Raw genomic sequence first — 15,788 nt, 5'->3', positions numbered from 1 at the left:
CCAGGGGGGAAGCAACCAGACCAGTCTTTGTTCAACCCAACCCGCCCAGGCGGATCAGCGCGCCGACCGCCACAAAAGCGATCGCCAGGGCGGTGATGCCGCGGATGTGCCAGGCCAATGCCACCGTGCCGGGTTGAAGATCCCCTGGAAGCCAGACAGGTAGATCCAGCCCATCCACAGGCCCGTCACCACCTGAATGGCCAGAGCGGTGAGGCCCAACGGCTCGAACGTGAACTCGAAGGCGCGGATCGGCGCCGCCCGGCCTCCTCCCCAACCCGTGCACAATGGAATTTCAATGGATGCTTGCCCGATGTTGCGTTTGTTGGCCTGCCAGGTTCTGCTGCTGAGCTCCGCCTGGGGGGTGGTCCATACGCAGGCAGCAAAAGCTCAGTCGGCTCCAGCGGGCAAGGGGGCTGTTCAGGCCGTGTTCGCCACCAAGGCGGAGGCGGAGGCCGCCGCACCGCGCTTCGGCTGCAACGGTGCACACCGAATGGGCCATCAGTGGATGCCGTGCAGCAGCCACGCCGAGACCACCGGCGGAACTCACTCCAGCATGGGCCACAAGTGACGGTGACGGGTGAATGCGGCGGTAAGCCGAAGCTGGTGGCGATCGGCATCGCCCCCTTGGGGATCATCTCGATCGGGATTGTGCCCATGGGTGTGGTGAGCATCGGCGTGGTGCCGATGGGCGTGGTCAGCCTTGGCCTCGTTGGCATGGGCGTGATCAACGCCACCGTGGTTGGCATGGGCGTGCTGATCGCCGGCGTCAATGTGATGGGGGTGTGGTGGACCGGCATGGAGGGCATGGGACCGTTCCGGCTTGGTGGTGAAGCCGCCCAGGTGCATCACCATCACGGCCAGCCCAGCGGCAACTTTTTCGCCTACCCCACCCGTGAAGAAGCCCTGCTCAAGGCCCGTGAACTCGGTTGTCAAGGCGCCCATCCCATGGGAAGGCTGTGGATGCCCTGCGAAGAGCATCCCGAACCCTGAAAGCCTTAGGAATGCATAGCGCAAGCGAACTCTGACCAGCGCCTCTCCACTTGCTCAAAGCAGGCCGGCGGTGCTGTGCGCAGGTTCCTGAGCAGGGCGATCAGCTCACAGCCATGGCCACAAAGCATCACCACCACTTCCCGGGCTGGGTCGTAGGTGTTGAGGGCGTCCAGGCTGGGGTTGATGGCTTCAGGCCCCAGGCCATGGCGCCGCAGCCGAGCCGCCACCTGATCGCGACCCAGATACTGCCGGCTGAAGGTCACGCTCTGGTAGCGCCAGTCCAGCTCCAGCGGAACTGGACTGGCGAGCTCACAAAACAGCATCCCGGCTCCGCTGTCGCCGTAGCCCTGCCAGGCGGCATGGCCGATCAACAGGCTGTTTTGCTCAAGAAACCGAGGTTCCCAAGACCGTGAGCATGGTGAGGCAGGCTCATGAAATGGCATGGGCCTGCTCTGGTAGCGGCACCAAGCGCTGGGCGGCCCGATCCCAGAGGATGAATTTGCCGCACGCGAGCATGTCGCCCAATCGGAGTGTGGGCACATCGCGCAGCAGCTCTGCGTTGGCGAGATGGGCAGCTCTGAGGTTGTAGTTCGGAATGCCTTCCGAGAGATGGTGGATGTTGTGATAGCCGATGTCGGCGGTGAACCAGCGCAACAACACCGGCATCTGCAGGTAACTGGTGCCTTCAAGTGCCCCTTTCATCTTGCTCCAGCCCTCGCTGGGATGGGCATAGGTCCCTTCGAAGATGTGCTGCACATAGAAGATCCAGATGAACAGCATCGCGGCAAAGGCCAACGTGATGGCATACAGCCCCAGCACGAATCCGTAACCCCAGGCTTGGCCGGCCAGGATGAGAATGCCGATCACACAGACGCTGTTAAGCAGCTGCTCCCAGAACTCGGCTGTGCGGGGGATAGCCCGGGCGCGCACGGCGGCGCCGATCGCCTGCAGCAGGGCCAGCCGCGGTTGGATGGCGAGGTAATAGAAGCCCCCGGGGAAGGCCATCAGAGGATGGCGCAATAGCCCATAGATCCGCTGCTGCTTTGAATCGAGCCGGGCGAAGTCTTCGCTGGAGAGGAAGTCAGCTACGCCGCGGTAACGCTCCCAGTCGCCATTGGTGCGGTGGTGGAAGGCATGATCCGCCGACCAGGCCACCTGGGGAATGGCGTTGACCAATCCGAGCAGGAAGCCACCGATCTGGTTCAGCCGGCGGCTGCGAAACAGCGACTGGTGGCCGCAGTCATGCATCAATGAAAAGCAACGCAGGGAGAAGAGAACCAGCAGAACCAAAATGAACGGAAGCGCCCAGATGGCGTGCCCCGCAGCCTGAATGGCCAGGGCCCAGAGCAATAAGTAGGGCCCGACGGCGCTGAGGATCTGCAGCGCGCCGCGGCGATTGCTACTGCGGATATAAGGGGCCAGAACGAAGTCGGCCCGCCGGTGGTCGGTGGTCATGCGCGGGGGCAATGGGGAAGGGAAGACGAAGGCCGTGAGCAGATTCGTGAGCGGATCGCCGTCAACCGCTCTGAACGGTCAGGCAGGGCGTCGGCCTTGGGGCAGGGCGTTTAAGGAACAGTGGACATCTCAGCGGGGCGGAAGCCCGCGCGGCATGAGGCTTTGGTCCTTGAACTGGAAGGTTTGGTCATCGTGGGAGCCGGTCCGCGCCGGTGGAGATGGGGGATAACGACGGCGAGCGTTCTGACTGAGGGGTCGTCCTGTCAGGGAGCCCCATCACAGCTGCGGGACAGCGCTGGATTCGAAAAGGGCCCGAAAACCCTCTTCCCACCAGACTTTCCTCGTTTCCTTCAGGGTGTGAACCGCTGAAACCGTCCCCCCCATTCTGGACCGTATGGGTTCCCATCGGCAGCCACCTGGGCCTGCCGGTGTTCATACGCTGGGTTTGGACCCTGTGGCGCTAGCCAGAGCAGCCGTTGACTTCAACGTTGGGCTCGACCAATGAGGCCTTCATCAACGCCTAGCGGTCGTTCATGGTCAGTTGGATTCTGGACGCAACGGCACAAAAATCCGATTGCCATTCGCCTTGTTGGTGAACACGGCATTGCCTTGAACGAACACCTGCCGCTCCCAGACTCCACCGAGTGTGTCCTGCAGGGTGGAATAGGGGAAGCCTTCCTTCTCGATGCGATAGGTCATCGTTTTGCCGTCGTTCCAGAGGATGCGCACGCTGCCGTCAGGGGAGTGGGTGTCGCGACAGCCGATCGGCTGGTCATTGAAGGCGCAGGCCTTCCACCCCTCGGCGCGGCCAATCGGCACCAAAGCGCAGACCAACCAGCCAGACGACAGGACGACACGTCCCAGAAGCAGTCTCAACATCATGGTGCCGGCACACTCCTTCAAGTATCGCTACAGCACCGGCAGCTCTAAGCGCTTGAGCAGGCTCTGTACTGAGTTGGCATCGCCGGCCGACAGAGCTCATAGTCTGAAAGAATTTTGGCATGGCCACCTAGAAAACGATGCCCCATTGGAGCGATCTCAAGTCCAAACTGGCCGACCTTGACCGGGCCAGATTGATTGGTCTGGTGCACGATCTCTACGCTGCAAGCAAAGACAACCAAGCGTTACTGCATGCACATTTTTCCATTGGTAGCGATGCACTCCAGCCTTTCAAGGCCACCATCAATCGCTGGTTACGGCCGGATATTTTGATGAATCAAGACATTTCGGTAGCCAAGGCCAAGAAAGCAATTTCGGACTACAAAAAGGCGGCCGATCAACCGGAGAACCTCGCCGAGTTGATGGTGTTTTACTGTGAGTGCGCTGCCGGATTCAGCCATGATGTAGGCCTAGAAGATGAAGGCTACTTCGATGCGCTGGTGCGGATGTTTGAGCGGGCATTGAAGATAACTGTCTCTTTACCTGAGCAGATACAAACCGACCTTTTGCAGCGGCTCGGTGAAGTTCGAAGCCTCTGCAGGACTTTTGGTTACGGGGTTTCCGATGCTATGGACCTATTGCTGGTCGACGATGGCCTTGATGGCTGAACCGTTAGCGGTGACAGCGGATTGTGATGGAAACGACTGTCTCATCCAAGGCTGCTGAGGCTTTGGCGAGGTTCCATTGGATCTCTTTTTAAGGCCTAACGCATGACTGAGCCAGGAAAAGTACACAGTGCTTAAAGCGTCAAATCTCAATACTCTGTAAAACGAGTTAACAAGCTGCTCGGAAAAGTTGTTACGTTTACTAAAGCCGGTAGCGGAATCGCGAGCGATCGACCTTACCTTTTGGTGGTAGTAAATCAGCTCCTTTGTCAAGGGGATTTTGCAGCTATGAGTATTGTGGCAAAGGTGATTGCTCAGTCAGATGAGGCCAACCGGTTCCTCAGCAGTGCCGAGCTGACAAAACTGCAATCCTTTTTTGATAATGGAATAACGCGCATTAGCGCGGCGCGTAAATTGGAAGCCAATCAGCAAAAGATTGTTGATGAAGGCAGCAAGCGCTTTTGGGCGCAATGCTCCGATACGCCGAGTAACCGAGGCCTTCCAGAGAAAACTGCCCTCTGCCAAAGAGATCAGGGCTGGTATATTCGCTTGGTGAGCTACTGTGTGCTTGCTGGTAATTCCAAGCCCATGGAAGATATCGGCTTGGATGGCATGCGTGATATGTACGTCTCTCTTGGGGTGCCATTGGCCAATCTCAAGATTGCGATGCGCTGCCTCAAGGAAATTGCTATGGGCACATTGACTTCAGAGGAAGGCACATTGGCTGCTCCCTACTTTGAGCAACTCATTCGGGCTTTTTAGAGCTTGATCTGGCTGTTCATGTCTGATTGATCGCCGTTGAATTTTCTCCTCAAATTACAAAACCATGCAAGACACAATTACCGCTGCTATCAATCCTGCTGATGAAAAAGGCAGTTATTTGGCAAGTGCTGAACTTGAGGCTCTGAAGCAGTATTTCCAAAGCGGTTCACTGCGGGTCAAAGCGGCTAGCCAAATTGGTGCCAGTGCCTCCAGTATTATCAGCGAAACTGTGGCCAAGAGCCTGTTGTACGGAGACATAACCTGCCCTGGTGGCAATATGTATCCAACGCGGCGCTATGCAGCTTGTCTCAGGGATTTAACCTATTTTCTGCGCTATGCCACCTATGCCATGCTTGCGGCAGATGCCTCAATCTTGGACGAGCGTGTGCTCAATGGCCTGCGCGAAACCTATACTTCTTTAGGAGTGCCTATTGAAGCCACGCTTCAAGCCGTTAAGGCCATGAAAGAAGTGGTCACGCAACGTGTTGGCGCTGATGCCGGCCAGCAAATGGATGTTTACTTGGACCATATTATTTCCGGCTTGAGCTAAGAGAAAAAGGGATTGAGCGTCAGAACTTATTTTGTAGTTCGGGGTGTGCGGTCCGCGATCTTGTTTGGCAGCTAGTATCTTGCACCGCATTTTTCTGATACTCATTAACTGGCACCCTTCCCCTTGTTGACCACCTCAAAACAGTCAAATCATTGCCATGTACGCTGTTCAAAAAAGCCAAGAAAGCTATCCTTGGTGGAGGGGTAATGCTCGATTCATTGATCTCTCCAATACATTTATTGTGGCCCATGTGGCCCAAGCTGCCCTGATTATGCTCTGGGCCGGGGTGTTTACCCTGTTTGAGTTGTCGGTTTACTCTGCCGATGCACCCTTGTACGATCAAGGGCTGATCTTGCTACCTCACTTAGCCACCCAGGGCTGGGGTATTGGTTCTGGCGGATCCATTGAGAATACCTTTCCCCTGATGGCCATTGGGGTGATTCACATCGTGGCAGCCGGTGTACTGGCAGGTGGAGCCTATTTTCACCGTAGCCGGATTGCTCCCAGCTTGGCTGCAGAAAGTGGGCGTTCAGGAAAGTTCGATTTTGATTGGGGTGACCCCAAGCAACTGGGTCTGATTCTGGGGCACCATCTGGCGATTCTGGGTTTAGGTGCCCTGCTCCTGGTGATCAAGGCCATGGCTTTTGGTGGCTTGTATGACTCCAACATTGGGGCGGTGCGTCTGGTGACTGACCCAACCCTCGATTTCGGCACAATTCTGAGTTACCGTACCCATCTGTTTGACGTCAACAACCTAGAAGATCTGGTCGGTGGCCATGTCTACGTGGCTGTGCTGCTGCTGCTGGGAGGCGCTTGGCATATCCTGGTTCCGCCTTTTAACTGGGTGCGGAGAACATTCCTTTTCTCTGGTGATGGTATTTAGGCTATTCCCTGTTTGGTATTGCCCTGGCTGGTTTTGCCGCTTCATACTACTGCGGCTTTAATACACTGGCCTATCCTACTGAATTTTACGGTCCGACCCTGGCGCTGAAATCGGCTTTTCTGCCCTCTTACTTTGACCCCAATGGGGTTGTTGGTTCGGGATATTCAGCTCGCACTTGGTTGGCAAATTCCCACTTTTACTTGGCTTTTTTCTTCTTGCAGGGTGGCCTTTGGCATTATCAGCGGGCCATGGGATTTGATTTGAAGAAAACTCTATCGAATTGGCGTCAAAACATTACCGATGTCAGTGATGACAGCCTGGCTCTGGTTTACCAGAATCTGGCTCACCAAGAGCCTCGGCCGCAGTCGCAAGCCCTTTATGAAGGCCCCCAGGCTGAACCCAGCCCGTACCTGGTTGCAGAACAAGCCTTTGCTGACTTCGTCTATTGCCCTTCTCAAGGAATTGAGAAACCTAGTCTCGCCACGGTTAATGGCATTAGGGAAACGCTCTATCAGACCTGTTTCCAGGATCGTAAACAAACTTTCTATCAATCTTCGGCTCCAGTCGAAGGTAAGGCTGAGTTTGGCTATGGTGGTTATCAAGTCAGAATGTATGAACAGCCACTGGTGACCAAGGGTAACTTGAACTATCCTAAGCCCCTTGAACAAGTGGTCTACGAGCAGAGCCTGAGCCAGAGTCAAGGCTACAGCGCTCCCCCAAAAAGAGCTAAAGTAGTAAAGAAGCAAGCTCCGATTCCTGCTAAAGTTCAAGCTGATGTTGCTCAGGAAAGTTAAGATCACTGCTGTTCAGGTCAGTTGAATTCTTGTTCAGGTCATCTGATTGTGCTACTTGGCCCTTTTCCTGGGTCAAGTAGTTTTTTATGGCGCACGAAGCCTGAGCCGAAGCCATCCGCCCAGAGGGCACCGAGCACTGGGCAGATGGCAGGCGAGAATGTTGCGATCGTGAGACCGCGCATGCTCCTAATAGCCTGGATTGTTTTTGTTGTTGCGGTGGGTCTGAAGGTCTGGCGGCTTTCTTTGGTCTTAAGGCGCACACTCACCCCGGCGATGGGCTTGGAGCAGTTCAGGCATTCCCTGGAGCGCCGTTGGGCTAGCAACCGGCAGGTGTCGTGATGGAGCAGCTGAACTGGGGATATGTCCAGTTGGGCCTTGTTGCTCTTGCCTTCGCGGGTTTGCAGGTCTGGTGGATCAGTAGCCTGATGAGACAACGAGACTTTGCCAAACCCATGACAGAACGAGACTTTCGCAAGTCCTTGGAGAATATCTGGGCGAAGAATCGGCCAAAGAATTAAAAAGCTAGCTGCATTGACACGCATACCTTCAGGGCCTAGGGATCTTTGCGAGTTTGTTGCGTTGGTGACGTCAACTTATCTCGGTTAGCAGTTGAAAATTGACAGTTGAAAGTAGGAAGATGACTGGTGACTGGCGGCTGATAGCTGATGCCCAATGGCTAATGCACAATGGTTAATACCCAATGGCTATTAAATTCTCCACTTGCAATAAACGGCGCCTAAAGCTGACAGGCACTGCTCGATCAATGTCATCTGATGATCAAAGCTATAAATCAAACTTACCAGACATTCTCAATCACATTCATGGCTTTGAGGTAGGCAGGAATGTCTGCATTGGCATCACCATCCTCTTGGTTGCTGTCATCGGGGATGGCCCGCCTGGCATTGTCAGCAATCACAGCATTGGCCAACAGTTCCAAAGATTCCGGCCGATCCAGATTCTGCAAGGCTTCTGAATAGCGGCGACTGTGGGAGGGGCGGACCGATTCCTGGCAATAGTTCGATAGCTCCCGGCTTTCGGTCATCACTTTGAAGGCGACGGCCTTGGTGTCGCTCTTGCCGAAAATCGCCATGTACAGAAGGTTTACCATCGAGGCGTCATGCACCTGGATGCCGTAATTGATCAGAATCTGGGGCCAGTAGCGCAGGGCCTTGAGGCCTTCAAGGCCTCCTTTTTTCACCCCAGCCTGCTCACACCAGTGCTCGAATTCATCCACATCATTGGGGCAGCGTCCCAGCCGCCGCATGCCCTCAGCCAGGATCTGGCCCGCCTGGAAGTTGCGGGTGGGCTTGCCGCACACCGGCAGCATCATGCTGCCGCGCACGTCAGCCACCATGGCCGTGAGCTGGGTGAAGGTATGGTCGCGAACTTTCTCCATGTCTCCACCACGGCTGAGGGTGGCTTCGATTCGTTGCACTCCGTAGCCCAGCTCGGTCAGTGGAAAGGGCTGGCGGCCATAGAGCCGTTGCCGGTCTTTCCGGCCCATGGAAACTGAGGACGCCTGGTCAAGACACTGGTCCAGCAGCAGGGTCAACAGGGTAGGCAAGATGCCGGTATTTTCGGCGTGATAGGCATAGCCAAAACCTGCAAATATGGATGAAATATTCTTGGCTGCTTTGATGTATTGCGCCTCCACGTTATGAACACCTGGTGACACCTGGATATTCGGTGATAGCCGGTCAAGCAGTCGGGCTCCGATCAAGGCCGTGATTGCATTGGGATGGCAGAAGTTGGCGGTGAAGCTGTCCACTGGATCCCGCAGGGCGCCGTGGCGGTGGAACCCGGAGAAGAACGCCAGGTTGGGCTGCCGCTCGCAGAGCACGTAGGAATCGTTGCGCAGGGGATCGTGGCTGAAGGACCCCGCCAGGCAGGCCAGCACCACATGCTCCCGGTCCAGCTCATGCCGAAGCTCGCAGGCCTCGTGCAGGTCTTGCTCAATGTGGTTGCTGTTGGCGCCCAGGACCACCAGATCGCAGAGCTCGATCAGGTCGCGCAGGGTGTACTCCTGCAGCTGACCTTCATGCTCGCGGCGCACCATCCGCTCCATCGTGGCCACGTGGGTCGGGTCCATGCCCGACAAATCCCGTGGTGAAAAGGCCCCGAACAGGGAGCGGCCTTGGCGTGGCGCCAGTAGCAAGCGGTCGCCGCCCCCATGCATGGCGCTGTTGTAGGCCAGGGACGCCGGGTAGAGGCCGATGCTGTAGTAACCCACCACGCCCTGCTCGAGGGCCAGGATCCTGCTGCTGATGCTGGCCTGGTCAAGGGAGTCGGCGAAGAAGCTGTTCTGCATCGGCTGGGGCTGATCGGCGGCTTCGGACCACGCCTTCATACTGCTTCCAGCGCAGGTGTGCCCGTAGCGGACGAGCTGCTGGCTGGACGTGGGCTTTATCTGATTCTGTGGACCCCCAACGATTAAGCAAACCCGTCCAGCCGCCCTTACCCTCATTCGATTGCTTGTATTACTGCCGTAATACGGCTGCAATGAGACCAGGCCCTGAGCTGCTACGGCGGCAATCCACCAGCCCCGCAGCCCTGGCGCCTGCGCCTCTTTTTCCTGGTGCACAGCGGGGCTTTGGTGTCCACCTGGCCTGTTCTCACTGAGGTCTGCCATCTGATCCCAGCCGATGTGGCCCCTCGCTTTCTGAGCTGGGTCTCACTCGGTGGCCTGAGCGTTGCCGAGCTCAGTGGGGCGGCCCTGGAGTTGATGGCCAGCTGGATGCGGCAGTACGGCGATCTGCCGATGGATCTGGCCGATGCCTCGCTGCACTGGTTGGCCCATGAGCACGGGCTCCGCCGCATTGCCACCCTCGATCGACGTGATTTCGGCCTCTACCGACTGCCTGGTGGAGAGGGCCTGGAAAACTTCCTGGCGACTTGAGCCTCTCGATCTGACTGGCGCGAGTCTCCGGATTGATCAAATCCACGATCGAGCGGGCCCCTCACCCACATCACCGCCAAACCGGCGTACCGCCGGCTCCTCGGCGGCTCCGCAGAGGCCGCTGCCGTTGATGTTCAGAAATGGCATGCCCTGAGTCAACCCGGCCCGCAAGGCAACTGCTGGTGGCGGACAACCGCTACGGCTTCAGCACCCGGCTCACGCCCGCAACCAGTGCCTTGCTGCCCGAGGTGCTGGTGCGGCGATGCATGAACTGGCGCTGATGGAGGAAGTGCACCGCATCGCCCTGGAGGCGGCGGCGGCCCAGGGGGGCCGGCGGATTCACGCCGTGAAGCTCCGGGTGGGTCGGCTCGCGGGTGCGGACTCAGCTGCCCTCGGCTTCGCCTTCGAGGTGGTGATGGCGGGTGGAATCAGCAAAGGGGCAACGCTGGAGCTGGAGCTGGTGCCCAGTGTGTGTGGGTGCGCAATATGTGGAGAGAACCTTGAGCCGATGAATGTGATCTAAGCCTGTCCAAACTGCGTCTGCCTGTCGGCGGATGTGCTGGCGGGGAGGGAGCTGGAGTTGAAGGGGTTGGAGGCTTTCATTTTGCATGTTCGTTTCCGACGGCCTTTCGGATCAAGAAACGTTTCAGTCACTGCCCTGATTACGGAGAGCGTCGAGCCTGGGGATGGTTCCTGATGAATGTCCTCGAAGATGCCCATGCTGCCCAAGACTCTCAGGCCTGGCGATGGCTTACGCGAGGCCTTGCGCCATGGCGCGTGCTGTTGTCTGCTCGCGGCGATGGCAGCCGCCTCGATGGCGAGCAAGGCGGTGGCCGGTGAGGTTGAAGCGATGGCCCTGCTCAAGGGGATGACCACCTACGTGGCCGCACAGAGGGAGCTGTCGTTCCGCTACGACTCCGACTTGGAAGTTGTCACGAGCGACAAACAGAGGCTCACCCTTGCCAGTTCAGGCTCAGTCTCGCTCGCTCGCCCGGGAAAAATTCGCGCCACGCGCTCCAGTGGGTTCGTTGACATCGAATCTATATTCGATGGTTCGACCTTCACGTTCCTTGGCAAGGATCAGAACGTCTACATGCAGATCCCGATTGCAGGTTCAATTGAGGTGTTGGTGGATGAGCTCAAGGACAAATACCAAAGGCCACTGCCGGCTGCCGACCTGCTGCTGCCGAAGGCTTATGCAGCATTGACGAACGAAGTGATTGATGTCAAGGACCTTGGCAGCGGGGTAATCGGTGGCGTGGAATGCGATCATCTCGCCTTCCGTAAACAGGATGTGGATTATCAGATCTGGATCGCCCAGGGAGATCGGCCCTATCCCTGCCGTTACGTGATCACAGCCAAGGAGGTTCTCGGTTCTCCGCAATACAGTGTCCAGATCAGCGACTGGAAAACAGGCGCCGGTGCTGTCGGGCAGGACTTCACTTTCCTGCCGCCTGAAGGGGCCAGATCCATCACCCTCAAGGAACTGAAGGCGATGAAAGACATGGGTGAGCTACCCAGTAATTTTGTTCGTGAAGACAACCAATGACCATCATGAAAAAGCACGCCACCGCCTTGATCCTTGCCCTTGGACTCGTTGGCACAGCCCTGACACCGAGCTGGTCATCAGCGGTCATCAACGCACTCGTTACTCCGGCGCAGGCACGCGTGGGCCGGCCGCTCACGCCCGTCAGCGTGGCGGGAGTGGGTCGCCGCACCGTGCGTCGCTGTGCCGTCGGCATCTACGACTGCTGATCCACACGGCCTAAAAAGCACGGGGTGACACACGCCGAGACAGCGAGCGAAGCCAGGGATGCATGAAGGTCAAATGAGCCGGTCAGAAGCAAGAACTCGGTTCAAGCGATTATCCGGACTGGCTGCAGTGGTAGCAGCCAGTCTAATTGCATATGCCACCTACCATCATCTAATGAATGGGGGTGAGACAGAGTCTGTGCCAATCTCGGTCTTCGTGGGCTTGGCGGCAATAGTGGGCTCGGCTGTCAATCAGCCCTTTCGCACTGATGACGGGAGCATGGGTTATGCCTCGCAGGCATTATATTTTGCCTGGAAGTGCTCAGTAGCGGCTGCATTCGCATTGGTATTGTACTTGGTCTTTATGGGTGGAATCATAAGTGGTGGTCTGTTTCCAGAGTTCCCAAATCGTACTGAAGGCTATAATGGTATCCGATGTTTTGTCCTGAATGTAAACCCCGGCACCAACGCAGATTTCGCCAAGCTGCTGGCCTGGTCATTTGTAGCAGGCTTTTCAGAGAAATTTGTACCCAACCTTATTGCCAAGCTGGAAGGTCAGAGCCGAGCCTATGCTAAAGACAATCCATCAGCTGAAGAATAGCTTAATCGCGTCAATTAGCCATCAAAAAGGTTGACTATCTAGTGAGCACCTGGCAATATTGTCATTATCGAGGGAGCCTTGAGAAGCCATGATTTGGTCCTCTGCACGTGCAGATTCGCCTTATGGCTGACATCCATGACTGCAAGGCGGGACGATTATCTAGTTAGCTGATGATCGGGCAGCCAGCGACAGCCTTGAGGAGCAGTACAGGTCATGCAGCAAGTTGTATGTCAGGTCGCGAAGTCCTCACCAAGCTTTTGTTCTGGCAAGTCCAATCCGCCTTGTCAGCTTGCCGCGCAAGTAGGAGACTCTGGAAAACCGAGCCTCATCGCGGCATAATGGACCTGTGATCACCGTTCAGTATTGAGTTGACGGCCGGCAAGCAGCTTGACTTCACGGATTATGAGCAGTTGATAGTTTAGAAGCACACCCCTACCGAGGCCAGAGGCCGAGCGTGGCGGAGCCACTGGCGGGTGAAGTTCCTGTCTGAGATTGAAGAGGTGCTGCCTTGGCAAGCATTGATTGACCTGATTGAGTCCAGCTACCCCAAGACGAGCAAGAAGGGCGGCCTCGAAGCCCACGCGCTGGAAACGCACCTATCGCCGGCTGGAGATCACCAGAGCCAAACTGCTCCCAGGCGAGCAGGTGCCATTGCTCAAGAACCGACGGGAGTTCACAGCCGGGATGAGGCCCTCAAGCTGTGGGCCACCAGGCGTCAGGAGGGCTGGAGACCCTGCAAGCCCCAGTGGTGATGTCGATTTTTCAGTCAGCACGTTTTGCCTACTGACACCGCCGCCCACCCCACGCATGGACGGGATGCCTGGCATGGCGACCCCAACCGGAGTCGACCCTGCCCATGTCGGCCACGCACATGATGTGGGCCCGGCCGGCTCCACCTACGACCTGCGCTTCATCGACGGCATGCGGATGATGGGCGATGGGCCCACCAAGGAGAATCGGGTTGTAATCCTTGCGCAGCGGGCCGAGATCATCGAACTGCGCCGGATGCTGGCCGTGGATGGACTGCGTAAGCCGGCGTACCACAAGTACGACGCTCTTTTCGCGCTCTGAGCAGCCGCTGGCCTGCAGCCCCCTTGACTCTCCTCTCCACTGGAGACCTTATGGTTTGAATGATTGGTATGTCCGGTGTGATGTTCAACCAGAAAATCGATCCCAATCGTCCCCCTCACCACCGCTGGTCAGGGGTGCATCGTCGCGGTCTTCTGCTCGCCACGGTGCTGGCTGTGATGACCGTCGCCGGTTTTGGAACCTGGTACGCGCAGTCCACCGCTCCGCCATCGATTGCTGAGCAGACCAATCCGAGCGTTTCTGAGGGAAAGAGCCAGCAGGTGACGGCCTACCGCTCAGCGAGCTGCGGCTGCTGCAAGGGCTGGCTGGACCATCTGCGCGGCGAGGGGTTCAGCGTGGTTGATCACGTGGTGGAAAATCTCGAAGAGATCAAGGTCAGCCAGGGAGTTCCGGGGGATCTGGCGTCCTGCCACACCGCCACCTTGGCGGGATACGTGATCGAGGGTCATGTTCCTGCTGAGGCCATCCACCAGCTGCTGCGCCAGCGTCCGGCGGTGGCGGGCATCGCTGTGCCGGGAATGCCCCTCGGTTCGCCGGGCATGGAGTCAGCGTTGCGCAGTGAGTCCTACACAGTCTTCTCCTTCACCCGCGACGGATCGTTTACGCCCTTCTTCCACGTGAAGGCATAAAGATGGCGATGGATTTCCATTTTGGCCGCCGCTCTTTCCTTGGCCTCGCGGCAGGGGCCTCCGCCTCCGTCGCGGGCGCGGCCCTGCTGGGGCGCTCCGCCCCCATGGCGTCCGGCCCATCACGTGTTCGCTCCAGCGGCGGGCGGCTGGAGATGGATCTGGTGGCGGCGGAAACGGCCGTGACGATTGCCAATGCCCACCGCACGGCGCTGACCTACAACGGCCTGCTGCCCGGTCCGCTGCTGGAGGCTGAACCCGGCGACGCCGTGCGGATCAGGCTGCACAACCGCCTGAATCGTCCCACCAATCTTCACTACCACGGTCTGCATATTTCTCCGAGCGGCAACGCGGACAACGTCTTCTTGAGCGTGGCCCCGGGGGCCAGCCAGACCTACGACTTCAGCCTGCCCGCCGACCACCCCGCCGGCACCTTCTACTACCACCCTCACCGCCACGGCAGCGTGGCTGATCAGGTGTTCGGTGGCCTGGGGGGTGTGCTGATCGTGCGGGGTGCCCTTGATCGCATCCCCGAGGTGCAAGCAGCCGAGGAGCAGGTGGTTTTCCTCAAGGATCTCCCTGGTGATGGGGATTTCGGCTCGATCGGCATGGGGATGATGCTGGGACGGGAGGGAGCGGTGCTCACCGTCAACGGCCAGGTGAATCCTGCGCTCTCGATCCCAGCTGGCGGCCTGCTGCGGCTGCGGATTGTGAACGGATCCAATGCCCGCTTCTGGCGGCTGGCCCTGGAGGACCATCCCTTCCACCTGATCGCCACCGATGCCGGTGCCCTTGAAACTCCGGTGCAGCTAGAGGAGTTGCTGCTGGCTCCCGGCGAGCGGGCTGAGGTGCTGGTGCGGGGTGACCAGCAGGGCGGCCGCTACCGGCTGCTGAACCTTCCCTATGCCCGCGGCTCTGGCGGAATGATGGGCGGCATGGGCCGAAGCAGAGGAATGGGCCGAGGCATGGGAATGGGCCGGGGTTCTGCCCAACAAGGGCCGGTGCCTGTCGCCACCCTGGCCTATGAGGGATCTGTGGCAACCCTGCCGTTACCGGAGCGCCTGTTGCCGGTTGTTCCCCTGCCGGAGCCGGTGCGCACCCGCCGCTTCCTGCTCAACCACGGCATGGCCCCGGGCATGGGCATGGTGTTCCTGATCAACGGCCGCGCCTTCGAGCACGGCAGGATCGATACACGAGTCCAACTCGGAGACACCGAAGAATGGGAACTGGTGAACGACGGGGTCATGGATCACCCTTTCCACGTTCATGTCAACCCGTTTCAGGTGATCAGTCGCAACGGCACTCCGGAACCCTATCGGGCCTGGAAAGATGTGGTGTTAGTCCGAGCGGGGGAGACCGTGCGGATCCGCACTCGCTTCGACGATTTCACCGGACTCACCGTCTACCACTGCCATATCCTTGATCACGAGGAGCTGGGGATGATGGGAACCCTGGAGATTGCCGCTTAGTTCACCTCCATCACACCGCGCACCATGTTCATGCCGCAATGAAAGGGATCGATCCCCGGCGGGGTAGCCGGTAGCTCCAGGCTGGTGGTGGTGGCATTCAGAGCTAGATCGAGGCTTTTGTGGAAGTCGTGAAAGATCACCTGGGCCATACAGCTGGGGCGTGGGTCGTCAGGTCTCGCCCTTGGCAGGCGAGCAACACCGGCTCAGAAATCGCGGGAAGCGGTATAGCCACTGAGATCAGCGGGAGTGTTCACGGGCTTGACGCCCGAATCCAAAACCCCCTTGATCTGCCAGCTGGGATAGCCCTGAACCCCCTGCTGCTTAAAGGGCGAGGCCTGGCTGTTAACGCCGTCCTCCGCACATTCGATCACCAGCGC

21 protein-coding genes, 1 pseudogene and 1 riboswitch are annotated in these 15,788 nt (G+C 58.1%); of the genes and pseudogenes, 15 read left to right on the top strand and 7 right to left on the bottom strand.

Annotation, left to right across the window (positions count from 1 at the left end; genetic code table 11):
• Nucleotides 1-310 precede the first annotated feature (310 nt).
• Both BM449_RS14590 and BM449_RS14585 read left to right on the top strand, forming a co-directional pair.
• Entirely contained in the window at nucleotides 311-568 is a 258-nt protein-coding gene (locus tag BM449_RS14590) for a DUF3721 domain-containing protein (protein WP_071801810.1), read from the top strand.
• Nucleotides 565-990, top strand: coding sequence for a hypothetical protein (locus BM449_RS14585; protein WP_071799690.1), 426 nt, complete (start codon nucleotides 565-567; stop codon nucleotides 988-990). Before BM449_RS14590 ends, BM449_RS14585 begins: the two co-directional genes overlap by 4 nt.
• Before the next feature lie 5 nt (nucleotides 991-995).
• Here BM449_RS14585 and BM449_RS00785 read toward each other — a convergent pair whose 3' ends face one another.
• The 3 genes from BM449_RS00785 to BM449_RS00775 form a co-directional block, all read right to left on the bottom strand.
• The gene (locus BM449_RS00785; RefSeq protein WP_083544304.1) at nucleotides 996-1,361 is read right to left on the bottom strand and encodes a hypothetical protein; all 366 of its coding nucleotides are present in this window, start codon (nucleotides 1,359-1,361) and stop codon (nucleotides 996-998) included.
• Between the two features lie 58 nt (nucleotides 1,362-1,419).
• A complete protein-coding gene (locus BM449_RS00780) occupies nucleotides 1,420-2,445 on the bottom strand; it encodes a fatty acid desaturase (RefSeq protein WP_071799688.1) in 1,026 nt (341 codons plus the stop codon).
• Nucleotides 2,446-2,660: 215 nt separating this feature from the next.
• Nucleotides 2,661-2,836: riboswitch (cobalamin riboswitch) on the bottom strand.
• Nucleotides 2,837-2,982: 146 nt separating this feature from the next.
• Complete coding sequence (locus BM449_RS00775; RefSeq protein WP_162922811.1) at nucleotides 2,983-3,327, bottom strand: hypothetical protein; 345 nt, start codon at nucleotides 3,325-3,327, stop codon at nucleotides 2,983-2,985.
• 137 nt (nucleotides 3,328-3,464) lie between these two features.
• Between BM449_RS00775 and BM449_RS00770 the strand changes: the two genes are divergently transcribed.
• The 4 genes and pseudogenes from BM449_RS00770 to BM449_RS14350 form a co-directional block, all read left to right on the top strand.
• Nucleotides 3,465-3,992, top strand: a complete 528-nt coding sequence (locus BM449_RS00770) for a hypothetical protein (RefSeq protein ID WP_071799687.1) — start codon at nucleotides 3,465-3,467, stop codon at nucleotides 3,990-3,992.
• Between the two features lie 285 nt (nucleotides 3,993-4,277).
• The gene (locus tag BM449_RS00765) at nucleotides 4,278-4,751 is read left to right on the top strand and encodes an allophycocyanin (protein WP_071799686.1); all 474 of its coding nucleotides are present in this window, start codon (nucleotides 4,278-4,280) and stop codon (nucleotides 4,749-4,751) included.
• A gap of 64 nt (nucleotides 4,752-4,815) precedes the next feature.
• Nucleotides 4,816-5,301: an allophycocyanin subunit beta gene (locus tag BM449_RS00760; RefSeq protein WP_071799685.1), complete on the top strand. Its 486-nt coding sequence runs from the start codon at nucleotides 4,816-4,818 to the stop codon at nucleotides 5,299-5,301.
• 157 nt (nucleotides 5,302-5,458) lie between these two features.
• A pseudogene (locus tag BM449_RS14350) lies at nucleotides 5,459-6,465 on the top strand (chlorophyll a/b binding light-harvesting protein); the annotation flags it as partial.
• Between the two features lie 551 nt (nucleotides 6,466-7,016).
• Here BM449_RS14350 and BM449_RS14815 read toward each other — a convergent pair.
• A complete protein-coding gene (locus BM449_RS14815; protein ID WP_162922810.1) occupies nucleotides 7,017-7,520 on the bottom strand; it encodes a hypothetical protein in 504 nt (167 codons plus the stop codon).
• 254 nt (nucleotides 7,521-7,774) lie between these two features.
• The gene (locus tag BM449_RS00735) at nucleotides 7,775-9,286 is read right to left on the bottom strand and encodes a hypothetical protein (RefSeq protein WP_071801808.1); all 1,512 of its coding nucleotides are present in this window, start codon (nucleotides 9,284-9,286) and stop codon (nucleotides 7,775-7,777) included.
• A 285-nt stretch (nucleotides 9,287-9,571) separates the two neighbouring features.
• Here BM449_RS00735 and BM449_RS00730 point away from each other — a divergent pair, with 285 nt between their 5' ends.
• From BM449_RS00730 to BM449_RS00695, 9 genes are all read left to right on the top strand, one after another.
• On the top strand, nucleotides 9,572-9,874 hold the full coding sequence (locus BM449_RS00730; RefSeq protein WP_145537101.1) for a PIN domain-containing protein: 303 nt from the start codon (nucleotides 9,572-9,574) through the stop codon (nucleotides 9,872-9,874).
• A gap of 140 nt (nucleotides 9,875-10,014) precedes the next feature.
• Nucleotides 10,015-10,155, top strand: a complete 141-nt coding sequence (locus BM449_RS14810; protein WP_162922809.1) for a hypothetical protein — start codon at nucleotides 10,015-10,017, stop codon at nucleotides 10,153-10,155.
• Complete coding sequence (locus BM449_RS00725; RefSeq protein ID WP_071799679.1) at nucleotides 10,137-10,397, top strand: hydrogenase maturation nickel metallochaperone HypA; 261 nt, start codon at nucleotides 10,137-10,139, stop codon at nucleotides 10,395-10,397. Before BM449_RS14810 ends, BM449_RS00725 begins: the two co-directional genes overlap by 19 nt.
• A gap of 276 nt (nucleotides 10,398-10,673) precedes the next feature.
• On the top strand, nucleotides 10,674-11,423 hold the full coding sequence (locus tag BM449_RS00720; protein WP_120352804.1) for a DUF2092 domain-containing protein: 750 nt from the start codon (nucleotides 10,674-10,676) through the stop codon (nucleotides 11,421-11,423).
• A gap of 26 nt (nucleotides 11,424-11,449) precedes the next feature.
• Nucleotides 11,450-11,629, top strand: a complete 180-nt coding sequence (locus tag BM449_RS00715; protein WP_233830882.1) for a hypothetical protein — start codon at nucleotides 11,450-11,452, stop codon at nucleotides 11,627-11,629.
• A 58-nt stretch (nucleotides 11,630-11,687) separates the two neighbouring features.
• On the top strand, nucleotides 11,688-12,227 hold the full coding sequence (locus BM449_RS14805; protein WP_162922808.1) for a hypothetical protein: 540 nt from the start codon (nucleotides 11,688-11,690) through the stop codon (nucleotides 12,225-12,227).
• 825 nt (nucleotides 12,228-13,052) lie between these two features.
• Complete coding sequence (locus BM449_RS00705) at nucleotides 13,053-13,298, top strand: hypothetical protein (RefSeq protein ID WP_071799676.1); 246 nt, start codon at nucleotides 13,053-13,055, stop codon at nucleotides 13,296-13,298.
• 80 nt (nucleotides 13,299-13,378) lie between these two features.
• Entirely contained in the window at nucleotides 13,379-13,945 is a 567-nt protein-coding gene (locus tag BM449_RS00700) for a DUF411 domain-containing protein (protein WP_233830879.1), read from the top strand.
• A gap of 8 nt (nucleotides 13,946-13,953) precedes the next feature.
• A complete protein-coding gene (locus tag BM449_RS00695) occupies nucleotides 13,954-15,411 on the top strand; it encodes a multicopper oxidase family protein (RefSeq protein WP_071801805.1) in 1,458 nt (485 codons plus the stop codon).
• On the opposite strand, the gene BM449_RS14345 is transcribed toward BM449_RS00695, so the two are convergent.
• On the bottom strand, nucleotides 15,408-15,560 hold the full coding sequence (locus tag BM449_RS14345; RefSeq protein WP_186437660.1) for a hypothetical protein: 153 nt from the start codon (nucleotides 15,558-15,560) through the stop codon (nucleotides 15,408-15,410). The two genes, BM449_RS00695 and BM449_RS14345, sit on opposite strands and share 4 nt — an antisense overlap.
• Nucleotides 15,561-15,614: 54 nt before the next feature.
• Complete coding sequence (locus tag BM449_RS14580) at nucleotides 15,615-15,782, bottom strand: hypothetical protein (RefSeq protein ID WP_186437659.1); 168 nt, start codon at nucleotides 15,780-15,782, stop codon at nucleotides 15,615-15,617.
• Between the last annotated feature and the right edge of the window lie 6 nt (nucleotides 15,783-15,788).

Origin of the sequence: Synechococcus sp. SynAce01 (assembly GCF_001885215.1) — a bacterium.
GTDB classification, from domain to species: domain Bacteria; phylum Cyanobacteriota; class Cyanobacteriia; order PCC-6307; family Cyanobiaceae; genus Regnicoccus; species Regnicoccus frigidus.
This window is presented reverse-complemented; position numbering and strand designations above follow the sequence as displayed.